This is a genomic window from Gilliamella apis (assembly GCF_030758615.1).
Taxonomy (GTDB): domain Bacteria; phylum Pseudomonadota; class Gammaproteobacteria; order Enterobacterales; family Orbaceae; genus Gilliamella; species Gilliamella apis_A.
Genome location: NZ_CP132381.1, coordinates 1,262,514 through 1,278,401, shown reverse-complemented (window position 1 = coordinate 1,278,401; position 15,888 = coordinate 1,262,514). Strand labels below are relative to the sequence as shown.

Sequence of the window (15,888 nt, the reverse complement as noted above, 5' to 3'; positions counted from 1 at the left end):
TTCTTTTTAGAGAAGTAAATATTTTATGTAATATATGCGATGGGCTGATGATTAGCAATATCAAAGATTTCATGCTCCCTTTTTCTCAACTTTTTGTCATATTGAATTGTTTTAGCTCACTAACGTTTAGAGGTTTAAATAATTTCTGAGGGGATTTTAGTACAAAGGATTTTTTCGAATAAGGGGGTACACACAGCCACTAGTTTTTGCCATCGACAGCGAAACTAGCTGGTCATTACGCGACTAGTTTTTTTCACGTTAATTATTTATAGATTATCAATTATTTGTTTTAGAACATAAATAGCCTTGTCAAAAAAGCATATTTGACATGACCTTCAATCTCTTTCGTCAACATAATGTAATGACTTAAAATTTAAATCTACCTACACGGCAGTGAACTTATTGATTTCTTTATTGCAACTTTCAAAGCTTTTCTAAACTACCTACACGGCAGTGAACCAGGATGGGCAACAACTGGCTAAAAACATTGATTTCTAAACTACCTACACGGCAGTGAACTAGAGCCAGATATACTATAAATGTTGTTGGCAAAAAGGCAAAGTCTATTTTTACTAATAAAAACCCTTTTTTAGAGCCATTTTTCAACATATTGATTTTTAAATTATTTTATTTTAAGTAAAAAAAAGGTTGCAATAGTCTAAATGTAATCGCCAAAAACGTCACTCCTCAACTTTTTATTGCTCGTTTTTTACTCTGACCACTTCAAAACACGATTAAACTTAAGGTTAACGATTTAATTTTTTATTGGTTATCGTTATAAATGATAATGTTTTCTTGTTTATAAATTTATTTCATGGCATGATTTAGCATTTTATTTATCTAATAAAAAAATAGTTAGGCTTTTGCTAAAACTAAAATTAAATATTTAATCAAAACTCTAGGGAAAATAGATTCATGAGTACAGGTACTATGAAGAAAAGTCATTCACAGTGGAGCTCTCGCATGGGATTTATGCTCGCAGCTGCCGGTTCTGCTGTGGGTTTAGGTAATATATGGAAATTTCCATATATGGCTGGTGAAATGGGTGGTTCAGCATTTGTTCTGACCTATTTACTATTTATGTTTGTCATTGGCTTGCCAATTTTAGTTTTAGAATGGTTAATCGGCCGTCGCGGACAAAAAAACCCAATCCATACCATGGAAGATGTTGCCGCATCAGAAGGACGCTCAAAATTATGGCGCTGGGTTGGTATTATTGGAGTACTTGGCTCGTTTTTAATTCTTTCTTTTTATAGTGTAATTGGTGGCTGGGCGACTGATTACATCTTTTTAGCTATCAATGGCACCTTCAATGGTGTTGATGGTGCTGCTACTGGGCAAATTTTTAGCGGTTTCCTTAGCGATGTCGGTAGCCTTTTAACTTGGCATACCGTGTTTATGGCTGCGAATACTATTATTGTGGCTATGGGCGTTGGTGGTGGTTTAGAGCGTGCTTGTAAAGTGATGATGCCTGGTTTAGGGCTACTGCTTTTAATTCTAGTTGGTTATGCAGCTATTGTTAGTGGCCCATCATTTGGCGTAGCGTTTAACTTTTTATTCACCCCTAATTGGTCAGCATTGAGTGGTACCGCTATTTTAGCTGCTTTAGGCCATGCGTTCTTCAGCTTATCATTAGGTATGGGGATTATGATGGCTTATGGTTCATATCTTGGTAAAGATGTGAATTTACTATCTACTGCCCGCACCGTGGTTATTTTAGACGTTATTGTGGCCATGCTATCTGGTATGGCAATCTTTCCGTTAGTATTTGCTAATGGTTTAGAAGCTGGAGCGGGTCCAGGTCTTATTTTTGTTACCTTACCAATTGCCTTTGGTAATATGGCTGCTGGCTCAATTTTAGGTTGTTTATTCTTTATCTTCCTAACTTTTGCTGCCTTAACTTCATCAATTTCATTACTTGAACCAACTGTAGAGCTTTTAGAAGAGAAAACGCCTATGGGTCGTAAAACTGCGACAGTGGTTAGTAGTGTATTAATTTGGGCATTAGGTATTGCTTGTATTTTATCCTTTAATGAATGGTCAGATGTCACGTTATTTGGTAAAAATATTTTCGATTTACTCGACTATCTAACGAGTAAGATTATGTTACCTGTGACTGGCTTAGGAACTGTAATCTTCGGTGCTTGGATGATGAACCAAAAAATCATTCGTAAAGAATTGAACTTAGGCAATTTCTGGTTTGGTGTATGGTCAATCTTGACTCGCGTCATCATTCCTGTGGCCGTAGTAGTTATTTTAGTTTGTGGATTCTTACCAGAAACTCGATAACTAACTGGTTAGTAAATTTAAAAGCCTTGATTAATATCAGGGCTTTTTTATTGCCCAAATAACAAAAAAATCAGCAATTAATTAGTTATCTTAATACTCTCTCTTGAAATTGTCTTTTTTATTCCCATATAACGATACAACAATTAATCAAATCATTATGTCAATGTTAATCAATTAATATTAACGAGATAACATCTTATTCATCGCACTAGTAAGATGAACATTTTGTGGTTAATATTAATTGAATTTGCAAATATAGCTGAGGTATTAGTCAATGAGTAAGCAAGGAACTGAAACACGTGGATTTCAATCCGAAGTTAAACAAATTCTTCATTTAATGATTCACTCTTTATATTCTAATAAAGAAATATTTTTAAGAGAATTAATTTCAAATGCTTCAGATGCAGCTGATAAGCTTCGTTTTAAAGCACTTGAAAATCCTGATTTATACGCTGGTGATGCCGAGCTTGGGGTTCGTATTTCAACCAACAAGGAAGCTGGCACCTTAACCATTTCCGACAATGGTATTGGTATGACTCGTGATGAAGTCATTGAGAATTTAGGAACAATTGCGAAATCAGGCACCAAAGCATTTTTAGAATCAATTGGTAGTGATCAAGCTAAAGATAGCCAACTTATTGGCCAATTTGGTGTCGGTTTTTACTCAGCATTTATTGTTGCTGATAATGTTACCGTGACAACTCGTGCGGCAACAGCCAAAGCAGATGAAGCAGTGATGTGGCAATCTGCTGGTGAAGGTGAATACACCATTTCTGATACTAACAAAGAAACACGTGGTACAGAAATCGTCTTACATTTGAAAGATGATGAAAAAGAGTTTTTAGATGATTGGCGCTTACGTTCAATTATTAGCAAATATTCAGATCACATCTCATTACCAGTTGAAGTACAAACTACTGATGAAGAAAGCAAAGAAGTTAAATGGGAAAAAGTGAATAAAGCCCAAGCACTTTGGACGCGTAGCAAATCAGAAGTAACAGATGAAGAATATAAAGAGTTCTATAAACATATTTCCCACGATTTTGCCGATCCGCTAAGCTGGAGCCACAACCGTGTCGAAGGTAAACAAGAATATACTAGCTTGCTCTATATTCCATCTAAAGCGCCATGGGATATGTGGAATCGTGACAATAAACACGGTTTAAAATTGTATGTGCAACGTGTTTTTATTATGGATGATGCAGAACAATTTATGCCAAACTACTTACGCTTTGTAAAAGGTTTAATTGATTCTAATGATTTACCATTAAATGTTTCCCGCGAAATCCTGCAAGATAACAAAGTAACCCAGAATTTACGCAATGCATGTACTAAACGTGTTTTACAAATGCTTGATAAACTTGCTAAAGATGACAAAGAACAATATCAACAATTCTGGAGTGAATTTGGTCTCGTTTTAAAAGAAGGGACTGGTGAAGATTTTAGCAATCGTGAGTCTATTGCTAAGTTATTACGCTTTACTACTACTAACAGTGATAGCGAAGTACAGAGCGTATCATTAGATGATTACATCAGCCGTATGCAAGAAGGTCAAGAGAAGATCTACTTTATTACTGCCGATAGTTATGGCGCAGCCAAAAATAGTCCTCACCTTGAATTATTCCGTAAAAAAGGTATCGAGGTATTATTACTTTCTGATCGTATTGACGAATGGATGATGAGCAATTTAACTGAATTTGCTGGTAAACAGTTCCAATCTATCAGTAAATCTGACGAATCAATCGAAAAGTTAGCCGATCAAAATAGCGATGAACAAAAACAAGTTGAAAAAGAACTTGAGCCATTTATTGAACGAGTGAAAAAAGTTTTAGCAGACAAAGTTAAAGAGGTTAAATTAACCCATCGTTTAACTGATACACCAGCAATTGTAACAACAGCTGCTGACGAAATGTCTACCCAAATGGCTAAATTATTTGCTGCAGCAGGACAAAAAGCACCAGAGATCAAATACACATTTGAGATTAATCCTGATCATCAATTAGTTAAACGCATCGCTAATACTCAAGATGAAACAACATTTAGTGATTGGGTTGAGTTATTGTTAGATCAAGCGCTTCTTGCTGAAAAAGGATCATTGAGTGATCCAAGTAAATTTATTCAGACTATGAATAAATTACTTGTTCAATAGTTAATTTTATATTTCTAATATTCAACCCGACAAGGCTTACCTGTCGGGTTTATTGCTATTTTTTACCGCAAAAAATCAACAATTTTTAAGCCAAATTTTGATACTTATCACACTTTTTCATTTTATCACTTTCTATTTTTGTTAAGCTAGACATAATAACCTAACCTTTAATTTAGACTGTAACAGATGAAAGTTCATAAAATATTAAATAATAATGTTGTCGTAACGTTAGATGCAAAGGGAAATGAATTAATTGTTACTGGACGTGGGGTAGGATTCAAAAAAAAGGAAGGAGATGAAATTGACCCCAAACTTATTGAAAAGCAGTTTTCATTGAATAATCAAGAAATACTGCCAAAGTTTGCTGAGTTGCTTTCGGAAATACCTATCGAAATTCATACAACTTCAGATATTATAATCAATTATGCAAAAAAACAGTTAGGTGGCAAATTACAAGATAGTATCTATATTTCATTAACCGATCATATCTATTTTGCTATTGAAAGACATAAGCAGGGATTTGATATTCCGAATAACTTCATTTGGGAAATAAAAAAATTCTATCCAAATGAATATCAAATTGGTTTGCATGCTTTATCGGTGATTAAACAGCGCTTAGGTGTAGAACTGCACGAAGACGAAGCTGGTTTTATTACCTTCCATATAGTCAATGCACAACTAAATGATACCATGCCGAATATTGTTAATATGACGAAGATCATGCGTGAAATTTTGAATATTGTTAAATACCATTTTAAATTTGAATATGATGAAAATAGCCTATCCTATCAACGATTCGTCACGCACTTAAAGTTTTTTGCGCATCGTATCTTGAGTCAAGGTAAACAAGCTCAACAAGACACATCATTATATGAAATTATTCGGCAAAAATATGAACAAGCCTATTTGTGTACTAAACAGATAGACTTACATTTAATTCAACAATATCAGCATCCATTATCTGATGATGAAAGTTTGTATTTGACTATTCATATTGAACGACTAAGAGCCGAGCTAAAAAATAATAGTGTGATCGAAATCACAAAATAATTAACTATTAGCAACAATATTATTAAATTTATGTTAATTTAATTAACACTGAAATTTTGGATTGTTATTGCATCAACTATTTTTTGATGCAAGCAAAACCTAAACTCCCAATGGAATGGGAGTTTAGGTTTTTTTTTGCGCTTAAATAAGGATAAGCTATGAAAAACAAACAACTTGCCGAAGTAATTATTGAGCATGTAGGTGGTAAAGATAATATTATCAGTCTAGTGCATTGTGCAACTAGACTTAGATTTGCATTGAAAGATGAATCAAAAGCAAATGCTGAATTTTTAAAAAAACAAGCCGGTATCATTACAGTTGTACAAAGTGGTGGACAGTTCCAAGTCGTAATCGGTAACAGTGTTGCAGATGTATTTAATGTCATCATGCAATTAACCAATCTCAATGAAAAACCAACCAACGATGCACCACCGGCTGCCCCTAAAGGTATTGTATCAAAACTGATTGATTTAGTTTCTAGTATCTTTATCCCTGCACTAGTCGTACTTGTTGCTGGTGGTATTTTTAAAGGAATAGTAGCAATATTACAAGTCATGGAACTTGTTCAAGCTGACTCACCAACCCTTAACTTCTTAAATGCGATTGCTGACGCCCCATTCTATTATTTACCAATCATTCTAGGATTTTCAGCGGTTAAAAAATTCGGTGGTAATCCTTATGTAGGTATGGCATTAGGTGGTGCATTGGTTCATCCTAGTGTGGTTGGCATGTTAGGTAATAAGTTTGAATTACAAACAGAATTTTTTAGCATTCCTATTAAATTAATCCCTTATCCTTCATCGGTTTTCCCAATAATCTTAGCTGCATGGTTCTATTCATTATTAGAACGCAACTTAAACAAAATCATGCATGACTCATTCAAAAAGTTTATTGCTCCGTTATTTGGTTTGATAATTACCGTACCACTAACCTTTGCTGTAATTGGTCCAGTTGTGTCATTCTTAAGTGATACCGTTGCTAGTGGTATCATCTATGTTTATCAACTTAACTCTGTCATTGCTTCTATGATTTTAGCTGCTCTTTGGCAAGTGATGGTGGTGTTTGGTATCCATTGGGGATTAGTACCATTTGCGATGAATAATATCTCGGTTTATCAAGAAGATTTTATGATTCCAATCTTATTCCCTGCGGTATTCGCTCAAGTTGGCGCAGTATTAGCGGTTATGTTACGCAGCAAAGATCCACAAGTTAAAACATTAGCAAGTTCATCGGTATTATCTGGAATTTTTGGGGTAACCGAACCAGCCATTTATGGCATTAACTTACCATTAAAACGTCCATTTATTATCGGCTGTATTTCGGCAATGATTGGTGGAGGTATTGTTGGTTATTATCATTCGGTCATCTATTCATTCAGCTTTATTAGTATCTTCTCATTTTTACAATTAATTCCACCTACAGGCATTAATGAAAAATTTTATGCGGTAGTATTTGGTTCACTTATTTCATTTGCAGTAGCCACATTAGTCACTTATCTATTTGGTATTCCAAAAGATAAAAAACAAAATAATGAAAATGAAATAGAAAATTCTGATTCAAACAACAATAAAACTGATAGTGATGAACTAGTAAAAACAATCACTATTGCCAGCCCATTAACTGGTCAACTTATTGACTTAAAGGAAGTTAATGATGTTACTTTTGCGAGCGGTTTAATGGGTAAAGGTGCTGCAATTATTCCAACTATTGGCGAAGCTGTCGCACCAGAAGATGGTGAAGTAGTGTCACTATTTAGAACGAAACATGCTATCGGTTTCCAAACTAAATCAGGTGCAGAAATACTTATCCACATTGGTATTGATACAGTGAAGTTAGATGGCCAACATTTTGAAGCTCATGTAGAAAGTGGTCAAAAAGTGAAAAAAGGTGATCGACTAGTAAGCTTTGATATTGAAGCAATAAAACAAGCCGGTTTTGAAGTAACTACACCAATCATAATCACTAACAGTGATGACTATATCGATGTGCAGTGCATATTTAATCAAGATAATATTCAACATGGTGACGCACTATTAGCGTTAAGTGCAAACAAGGAGTAAAACATGGCTAATACTTTTCCTAATGATTTTTTATGGGGCGGCGCAATTGCCGCTAACCAAGTCGAAGGTGCTTATAATGAAGATGGTAAAGGTCTTTCAACATCAGACTGTACTCCTAATGGTCTATTTGGCGATATAGTTGATCGTAATAATGTTGAAATTAACAGTATCAAAGATAGGGCTATCGACTTTTATCATCGCTATCCAGAAGATGTAGCCCTGTTTGCGGAAATGGGATTTACTTGTTTAAGAACATCTATCGCATGGACACGTATTTTTCCTAATGGTGATGAAGAACAACCAAATGAAAAAGGTTTAGCATTTTACGATAAACTGTTTGATGAAATGTTAAAACACAACATTACGCCTTTAGTCACCTTATCACACTACGAAATGCCCTATTACCTCGTTACTCAATATGGTGGTTGGGGAAACCGTAAAGTGATTGAGTTTTTTACTCGCTATGCCAAAACTGTATTTGAACGCTATAAAGATAAAGTGAAATATTGGTTAACATTTAATGAAATTAATATGTCACTACATGAACCATTCACCGGTGTCGGTTTAGCTAGAAATAGCAGTAAAGCAGAAATCTATCAAGCTATCCACCACCAATTAGTAGCCAGTGGACGGGCTGTTAAACTTTGTCATCAAATTATACCTGATGCAAAAATTGGTAATATGTTACTTGGCGCTATCGCTTACCCTCTTAGTCCAAAACCAGAAGATGTTTGGGCAACGCATTTAGAAAATCATGGTTGGTTGTTCTTTGGTGATGTGCAAGCTCGTGGTTATTACCCAACCTATATGAATCGTTATTTTAAAGAAAACAATATTGAATTAACGATTAGCGATCAAGACCGTGAAGATTTGAAAGAAACTATCGATTTTATCTCGTTCAGTTATTACATGAGTTGTTGTGGTACAGCTGACGACTCACTTCGTCAAAAAGGTAACATTCTTGATATGGTACCTAATCCACATCTCAAAGCGTCTGAATGGGGCTGGCAGATCGACCCAATCGGTATCCGTTACTTATTAAACTTGCTTTATGAACGTTTCCAAAAACCACTATTTATTGTTGAAAATGGTTTAGGCGCTAAAGACAAACTCGAAGCTGATGGCACCATTAATGACGACTATCGAATTAATTATATGAACGATCATTTAGTGCAAATTCGTGAAGCGATTAATGATGGTGTTGAAGTGATGGGATATACCAGTTGGGGACCAATTGATCTAATTAGTGCATCTAAAGCAGAAGTGACCAAACGATATGGTTTTATCTACGTGGATTTAAATCAAGACGGTTCTGGTACCCTACAACGTTATAAGAAGAAAAGCTTTTATTGGTATCAATCAGTCATTTCATCGAAAGGTGCTAATTTAAAATAATGATGATTCCGGTAGGTCTTCATTTGCCCTACCGATAATTTCACTCATCATACTAATGACAATGCCATATGAGGCTAAAGATGAAAAATAAAACAATTAAAGCAGTATTCGTTACTAGTGCACTGTTATTAACAACGCTAGCTACTGGTTGTAGCAATCAAGCAAATAATGCAATAAACAATAATAGTGATGATGCCATAAATATTTATTTTGCTCGACACGGTAAAACTTTATTTAATACCTATGATCTTGTACAAGGTTGGGCTGATTCACCATTGACTGACAAAGGTATTGAAGTTGCACGTTATTTAGGTGAAGGTTTTAAAAAGCAACACATTCAATTTGATGCTTATTACACCAGTGATGCTGGACGTCAACGTGAAACAATGCAAGTTTTGTTACAACAAAAAGGTGTTAAAGATTACCAGATCCAAGAATTAAAAGGTTTACGAGAAGTCTTTTATGGCGGATTTGAAGGTGGAAGCAATGCCAAGATGGTATCTGCATCCATGAAATCTCTTGGTTTTAAATCTGTTGATAGCTTTTATAAAAGTTATGTGCAAGGACAAATTCCCGTGGCAACTCTAACTGATGCCATCGCTAAGAGTGACCCTAAACAGCAAGCGGAGAACTTTGACCAGGTTAAAGAGCGAACCCAAAATGCGCTGCATAGCATTGTAAAAACAGCCCAAGATAAACATCAAAAAAATATTTTGGCTATTTCATCTGGTATGTCAATGCAAGCTATGATTTCTGATTTAACCGATAACCCAAATAAAAATAAACCATTGTCAAATGCTACCGTGGTTAAAATTGTGTATCAAAATGGTAAATATAGTGTAGTTGAAATTGGCAATATGGAGTATGTCAATCAAGGTAATTTATCACTAAATAAATAAACGACTGGAGGCAAACAAATAACTATAATCTTAATAAAATTAGATAATTAGTAATTAAATTAGCAAAATAGGATTGTTACTGCTTAGGCAGGCAAAACCTAAATATCAGCTCAACCGATAGGTTTGTGGGCGATATTTAGGTTTTTTTTTGGAAAAATAAAGATAGGATATAACAATGAAAATAAAGTACCTTTCGCTTGCGCTACTTAATATTATGTGTTTTTCAGCTATTGCGGCTGAATCAAATTCGCTGAATACTGATAACAGTTTTTTCAAAGATAGCAAATTTGAATTTTCCACACGTAATCATTGGAAGTATTTAAAAGAAAATGCATCGCAACCCAAAGAAGTTCATAGTGCGTGGGGACAAGCATTAACATTTAACTATAAATCAGGTTATTGGTTAGATATCTTGGGATTCGATGTTACTTATGACAATGTCATCAAACTTGGAGCCAGTGATTACTTTGCCACTCGTAACTTACTTTATAACGATGGCAAAAAAGCGGATAAACACAATGCTCATGGTTTTAACAAATTTACGCAACGTTATGCTAAAGTCAAACTTGGTAATAAAGAGATTAATTTTAATGGTAAAGCAGGTTGGCATAGTTTAAAAGACATGGGGGTAATTAGTTCATCGCAACATTTAACCCGTAACAGTTATCTCGGGTATAGTGGCACACTTAAATACTCTAATTTGGCATTATCGTTAGCTTATATAGATAGTACTTTGCCTCGTGAATCGGCTAAAAAAGTGCATTTTTATAGTTTAGATAGAAAACACGTAATTGATAATATCAAAACTGCTGAAATCGCCTATAAAGATGAAGTAATTAAACTTGATTACTCTTATGGTGTTGCCAAAGATTATATCAATCGTCATGCAATTGAGTTTTCATATAAACCAATAGAAAAACTGACCTTTGGTTCACAAATCTATGGCAGTACTGCACTTAAAAATCATGACAAAATGAAAGCCAATGTGCGTGATTTTGATGATTCAGCGTGGCATTATGCAGCCGATGTTGAATGGAAAGAAGCAGACTGGAGTGCCAAATTCGGTATCGCTTATACCGATGCCAATCGAAAAGGCGCTATCGGTTATTATGGTCGTCACATAGGTAAAAATAACCGTGGCCGTTATAATGGTATGGCAGCTGCAGGTGCGGACTATATGCGTGATGGCGAAGTTGTATTATCCAGCGTATTAGGTTATGACTTCTTTAAAGATAATACCACTGGTTTATATCTAAACTATGGTGAATTTAACTATAAACATGAAACCCTAAAAAATGGTGAAATTAACGTGTTTAACATCTGGAAACCAACCAGTGGAACATTTAAAAATCTATCTATTTTGTCAAAATTTGGTTATGGTTGGTCTTATAAAACCATGAGTAGCAAAGACATTACCCCTAAATTGAGAGACGGCCATGCACAACGTTCACCAACATTATCAGCTGAAACCGTTATTGATTATCGATTTAACTTGTTATAAAAGGACGAAACTATGAAAAAACTTATTAAACTTATTGGATTAACCGCTATTCTTACTGCATCAATAGCACAAACTGTTGCTGCTGATGTGAATATCTATTTTACTCGTCATGGTAAAACTATGTTTAATAACGTGCATCGTGCACAAGGATGGTCAGACACGCCTCTTACTAAACCAGGCATTGAAGTTGCCGAGCAACTTGGCCGAGGTTTAAAAGATGTTGATTTTATTTCGGTATATTCAAGTGACTCTGGTCGTGCCAGACAAACAGCAAGAATCGTACTTGAATCTAAAGGTGAAACTAAATTAAGCATTAATGAAATGGAAGGTCTGCGTGAAACTTGCTTTGGTGATTTTGAAGGTGATCTTGATCCAAACATGTGGAACCCAGCTGCGCAGCATCTAGGTTATGAATCAGACAAAGCCCTAATGGCTGATTTAGCTAAAGGTAAAGTTACCCTTAAAAAAATGATGGATGCGATTAAAGCTGTTGAGAAATCAGGTCAAGCTGAAGACTACAATGCCGTTAAAACTCGTATGCAAGCCTCATTAAAGGCTATTGCTAAATCTGCTCAAGAACAAGGTGGTGGTAATGTATTGGTGGTCTCTCACGGTATGGCTATTATGGCAATGGTTGAAGAGATGTTAGATAAACCTATCACGAGTGGACTTGGTAACGCTAGCGTAACTAAAATCCGTTATACCGATGATGGTAAATTTATCGTTGAATCCTTAGGTGATATGAGCTATGTAGAAAAAGGCAAAGCTAGCAAATAATCTTTATAAAAAGACTCACTTACGTGAGTCTTTTTTTATTATTGTTGAATCATATTCTATTCACTCGACTATGCTTAATCACTTTGTTTGCGGTATTAATACATAAAAATAATAAGCTAGTTTACTCGAATTCATCATTTACAACCACTTTATAATATATTATTAATCAATATATTACTAAAAATAGTTTTAATAAATTTTTTATTTTAAATTATTCATTGCAGATAATATAAAAAAAGAAAAAATTTTTATAACTACTGAATTGAACAATCTAGAATAAACAACTATTTTTACTACTTAAATTACATTAACTGGTTATAATAAAATATCGCTTAATCGGTAATATCAGGATTTTTCATGTTTTATATTTGTCATTATTCGTCACCAATGGGATTGATAACTTTAGCTAGCCAGCACAATAAATTAGTTGGCGCCTGGATTGAAGGGCAAAAATATTTTGGTCAAATTGTTAATGCGACCAAACAAGAAAAATCTAATTTGACAATATTTAATCAAACTAAAAAATGGTTAGATGACTATTTTCTTGAAAAAAAACCATCTATAAAGCAATTATCACTTGCTCCTCAAGGTAGCGCATTTAGGTATATGGTATGGGATATATTAGCCCAAATTCCTTACGGCGAAGTCATTACCTATGGTTATATCGCAAAACAAGTGGCATTGAAATGTAATAAGCCGCATATGTCCAGTCAAGCCGTTGGAGGAGCGGTTGGTCACAATCCTTTATCAATTATTATTCCTTGCCATCGGGTTATTGGAGCCAATGGTAACTTAACTGGTTATGCTGGTGGAATTGACAAAAAAATTTGGCTTTTGCAACATGAACAAGTTGATATACAAAATTTTTTCATCCCTAAAAAAGGCACAGCGATTTAACAAAAGTTTACTTGTTAACTTTTTATTGCATTAAAAAAGCGTTTTTCGTAATTTTTTTAGTGATTTTAATGTTCACTTTTTGAGCAAAAAATTACGCCAATCGCTAAGCGCGACTGGATGCAATTTTTTGGGACAGTTTTTCGATAAAGCTTAAGTCAATTGATAACGGATATTTCCCTTTTTTCCAATCTTTTAAATAATTATATTCTCTTTCGCTTAGCATTAGATGCCAAGCATCCTGTGAATGCTTGCCGGCTAATGCTAATCGGGCTTTATCCTTTCTATTTGAGAGGTGGCTTGAATTAGGTTCTGTAATATTAGGGAGCGCTGACATCATTCTTAATTGCTCTATTGCAGTAAATTGCAATTTCTGCCATTCAATAACTTGTGTTAAATTAATCTGCCAATTTCCTCTTAATTGATAACCATAAGATTGAACAATAAGTTGGTCTGAGAAAAGTCCAATTAACTTTGGTATTGATATTCCAGCTTTTAATACTTTTTTATTATTCAATTTTTTATATTGTTGACAATAAACTTTCAAATCTAAATTTAATTTCGTAGCGGCTAAATAGAGTGATACTCCATAAACTTGTGCAAACATCCGTTCTCGAAAAAAATAGATACAATCAGACTGCTGACTTAATTTAAGTTTTTCTTCTATATTCATTAAATATAATTCATTTTAAATTAAAAATCCTAACCGTATCAATTTTGAAATTAACACAATTAGGTTTACAAAAAAGTACTTTATGTTTGTATATTTTTGTTCAATAACTTACTTACCAATCATTATGGTGTTATACAAGCAGTTAAATACATATGTTCAAAATCAGCTCGAGTACCAACAATACCCTGTCGAGAATCTACTACATATAATGTTTTAGCATCACCTCTAAAGATATTACTTGACCAATAAATCGAAGTACCAAAATAAGGATCATTATAATCATCCCAATCACTACTCTTATAGTAAAAATTAGTAGTATTACCCCATTCAGCAAATAGACCTCCCATCCATGTACCACGATCATTCTTATAACTAATCATTCTTCGATATTCTGGGCCAACACCAGGTATACCATAAGTCCAACCTATATAAATATTATTCTCATTGTATTCACGATTAGAATTAGTTAATTCCAATACATTAGGTATCCGATATCCACCATTTAAGCTGTTACATTTATTTTTTGAGTTAGCATAACTGCCAGAAGGCCCTATAAAGGCAATATACCATCGCTGTAACGTAAAGGTATAAAAAACATTTGTCTTACTATAATCCGCATAAAGTCTAAATGTAGAAGGTTGAAATTGACCGCCATTAGTTGAGGCTGATGGGCCTTTTAAAGTTACTCGCAAAAAGCCTTGATGGTCACTTAAAGCTAAACTTACACCACTACCTGATATTTGAGAAACACTTTCGCCATTAATTTTAATTAGTTCTTTTGCTGATAAACCAGCTATTTTTAAATCAAAAAATAAATTATTTGATCCAGTAGTAGGAAAATTCTTATAAACATTATCAGGATCATAAAAGATAAAACCTTTGCCCTTTTTCCACTCACCATTTATATCATTTTCATATTCTACATTAGGTTTTGCATAACAAAATTTGGCGGTAGACATGACTTTTGGATAAATATAGTAGCTATGTTGAATAGCAGAAAATGATCTTGTTTTAGGAATCCCATAAGTAGTAGAAATAGTGCCTTGTGTTGCTGATACAGTTAATTTATATGGTGCCAAGCAACCATCTAGTAATGTATCAACTTGATTCTTCACTAAATTAGTTATATCGTTTCCCTCATCATCCTGCCATGTCACTTTTAAATTTCCGGTCACTGTCGGTGATTTATCGCTACCATCACCATCCATATCCCACCAATAATTTGAACCAACAACAATATCACTCAAAGGTTTTGTAGGATAATTTATATTGTCAACCGGAAAAGGAACAAAAGTTTGAATGTCGGCAAACTTTGTATTATTAGTATTAAGTCTAATAGGTTGTGTTGCACTTGATGTGTCAGTTAATGGGCTTATTTTTTCACCATTGGGTAAAGCAATTGATAATAAAGGTGAAAGATCCGATTGTGTTTTGTATTCATCAAAAGTTATATATGGTGCGCTACCATGAATAACATTGACAGTTGACGCAGATAATGCACTTACATTGTGAGTTATAATTGAGAAAACAAAAAAAACTAAAAAGGGCTTTTTTTTATCAAAAAAACGTTTTTGATTTAATAAATTATGGCTGGCTGGCTGGCTGGCTGGCTGGCTGGCTGGCTGGCTGGCTGGCTGGCTGGCTGGCTGGCTGGCTGGCTGGCTGGCTGGCCCCTAAACAACTGTATTTTAACATTTTTTCAATCCTTTGTCACGACATCCGGCTATTTTAATTGAATAAAAATATAATTTATTGTTGGTAAAAAGTATAATTAAATTGAGTGATTTTGGCAATTCCTGCCTGTCTAAAAATTGTAAAGATAAGTAAGTAAAATCAGGTCACTACTGTTATCAGTTGATCTTGATATCTTTCGGTCGTTCACAAAGATCATGATTATTTAATCATCATCCCAACAATCTTAAAATTCAATAAAATCATGGTAACAAGCAGCCTCGTTATGCAAATATCTTTATTAAAATAAATTAATAACTCAATCTTCAATCTTTTATAATGGTGTTTTGAGATTTTTGATAAAGGCTAAATCAACTTCAACAAGATAGCTAATTGATTAACAACTACTAAAATAAAATTAAAACTAAAACACTGCATATTTTATCCTAATGTTGTATATTTTTTAGTCGATAGCTCCGACGCCTGCCTTTCGCGCGTCTTCAAACGCGCTCGGCTGGCTTTTGCCGTTA

General features: G+C 34.3%; 12 protein-coding genes. 10 read left to right on the top strand and 2 right to left on the bottom strand.

Going from position 1 to position 15,888, the window contains the following annotated elements; genetic code table 11:
* Window positions 1-915 precede the first annotated feature (915 nt).
* The 9 genes from RAM17_RS05805 (at window position 916) to RAM17_RS05765 (ending at window position 13,017) form a co-directional block, all read left to right on the top strand.
* Entirely contained in the window at window positions 916-2,289 is a 1,374-nt protein-coding gene (locus tag RAM17_RS05805) for a sodium-dependent transporter (protein ID WP_198199572.1), read from the top strand.
* A gap of 274 nt (window positions 2,290-2,563) precedes the next feature.
* Complete coding sequence (htpG, locus tag RAM17_RS05800) at window positions 2,564-4,438, top strand: molecular chaperone HtpG (protein ID WP_110448134.1); 1,875 nt, start codon at window positions 2,564-2,566, stop codon at window positions 4,436-4,438.
* A gap of 186 nt (window positions 4,439-4,624) precedes the next feature.
* Complete coding sequence (gene licT, locus RAM17_RS05795; RefSeq protein WP_110448135.1) at window positions 4,625-5,488, top strand: BglG family transcription antiterminator LicT; 864 nt, start codon at window positions 4,625-4,627, stop codon at window positions 5,486-5,488.
* Window positions 5,489-5,646: 158 nt separating this feature from the next.
* The gene (locus tag RAM17_RS05790) at window positions 5,647-7,548 is read left to right on the top strand and encodes a beta-glucoside-specific PTS transporter subunit IIABC (RefSeq protein WP_110448136.1); all 1,902 of its coding nucleotides are present in this window, start codon (window positions 5,647-5,649) and stop codon (window positions 7,546-7,548) included.
* A 3-nt stretch (window positions 7,549-7,551) separates the two neighbouring features.
* Window positions 7,552-8,943 carry a glycoside hydrolase family 1 protein gene (locus RAM17_RS05785; protein WP_110448137.1) on the top strand — a complete coding sequence of 464 codons (1,392 nt, stop codon included), beginning with the start codon at window positions 7,552-7,554 and terminating at the stop codon, window positions 8,941-8,943.
* 80 nt (window positions 8,944-9,023) lie between these two features.
* Window positions 9,024-9,842, top strand: a complete 819-nt coding sequence (locus RAM17_RS05780; RefSeq protein ID WP_110448138.1) for a histidine phosphatase family protein — start codon at window positions 9,024-9,026, stop codon at window positions 9,840-9,842.
* Window positions 9,843-10,017: 175 nt separating this feature from the next.
* Complete coding sequence (locus tag RAM17_RS05775) at window positions 10,018-11,343, top strand: OprD family outer membrane porin (protein ID WP_110448139.1); 1,326 nt, start codon at window positions 10,018-10,020, stop codon at window positions 11,341-11,343.
* Window positions 11,344-11,355: 12 nt separating this feature from the next.
* Entirely contained in the window at window positions 11,356-12,120 is a 765-nt protein-coding gene (locus tag RAM17_RS05770) for a histidine phosphatase family protein (RefSeq protein ID WP_110448140.1), read from the top strand.
* A 357-nt stretch (window positions 12,121-12,477) separates the two neighbouring features.
* Entirely contained in the window at window positions 12,478-13,017 is a 540-nt protein-coding gene (locus tag RAM17_RS05765) for a methylated-DNA--[protein]-cysteine S-methyltransferase (protein WP_110448141.1), read from the top strand.
* Window positions 13,018-13,120: 103 nt separating this feature from the next.
* On the opposite strand, the gene RAM17_RS05760 is transcribed toward RAM17_RS05765, so the two are convergent.
* Window positions 13,121-13,687 (bottom strand): hypothetical protein, encoded by a 567-nt coding sequence (locus RAM17_RS05760; RefSeq protein WP_110448142.1) that lies wholly within the window; start codon window positions 13,685-13,687, stop codon window positions 13,121-13,123.
* A 122-nt stretch (window positions 13,688-13,809) separates the two neighbouring features.
* The gene (locus RAM17_RS05755; RefSeq protein WP_146208333.1) at window positions 13,810-14,934 is read right to left on the bottom strand and encodes a hypothetical protein; all 1,125 of its coding nucleotides are present in this window, start codon (window positions 14,932-14,934) and stop codon (window positions 13,810-13,812) included.
* Window positions 14,935-14,986: 52 nt separating this feature from the next.
* Between RAM17_RS05755 and RAM17_RS05750 the strand changes: the two genes are divergently transcribed.
* Window positions 14,987-15,157: a hypothetical protein gene (locus tag RAM17_RS05750; protein WP_181414682.1), complete on the top strand. Its 171-nt coding sequence runs from the start codon at window positions 14,987-14,989 to the stop codon at window positions 15,155-15,157.
* Window positions 15,158-15,888 lie beyond the last annotated feature (731 nt).

Excerpts from the sequence above, each read along its gene's own strand:
- RAM17_RS05780 (WP_110448138.1), top strand. The coding sequence starts at position 9,024 with ATGAAAAATAAAACAATTAAAGCAGTATTCGTTACTAGTGCACTGTTA.
- htpG (WP_110448134.1), top strand. The coding sequence starts at position 2,564 with ATGAGTAAGCAAGGAACTGAAACACGTGGATTTCAATCCGAAGTTAAA.
- RAM17_RS05785 (WP_110448137.1), top strand. The coding sequence starts at position 7,552 with ATGGCTAATACTTTTCCTAATGATTTTTTATGGGGCGGCGCAATTGCC.
- RAM17_RS05790 (WP_110448136.1), top strand. The coding sequence starts at position 5,647 with ATGAAAAACAAACAACTTGCCGAAGTAATTATTGAGCATGTAGGTGGT.
- RAM17_RS05775 (WP_110448139.1), top strand. The coding sequence starts at position 10,018 with ATGAAAATAAAGTACCTTTCGCTTGCGCTACTTAATATTATGTGTTTT.
- licT (WP_110448135.1), top strand. The coding sequence starts at position 4,625 with ATGAAAGTTCATAAAATATTAAATAATAATGTTGTCGTAACGTTAGAT.
- RAM17_RS05805 (WP_198199572.1), top strand. The coding sequence starts at position 916 with ATGAGTACAGGTACTATGAAGAAAAGTCATTCACAGTGGAGCTCTCGC.
- RAM17_RS05760 (WP_110448142.1), bottom strand. The coding sequence starts at position 13,687 with ATGAATATAGAAGAAAAACTTAAATTAAGTCAGCAGTCTGATTGTATC.
- RAM17_RS05750 (WP_181414682.1), top strand. The coding sequence starts at position 14,987 with ATGTCGGCAAACTTTGTATTATTAGTATTAAGTCTAATAGGTTGTGTT.
- RAM17_RS05765 (WP_110448141.1), top strand. The coding sequence starts at position 12,478 with ATGTTTTATATTTGTCATTATTCGTCACCAATGGGATTGATAACTTTA.
- RAM17_RS05770 (WP_110448140.1), top strand. The coding sequence starts at position 11,356 with ATGAAAAAACTTATTAAACTTATTGGATTAACCGCTATTCTTACTGCA.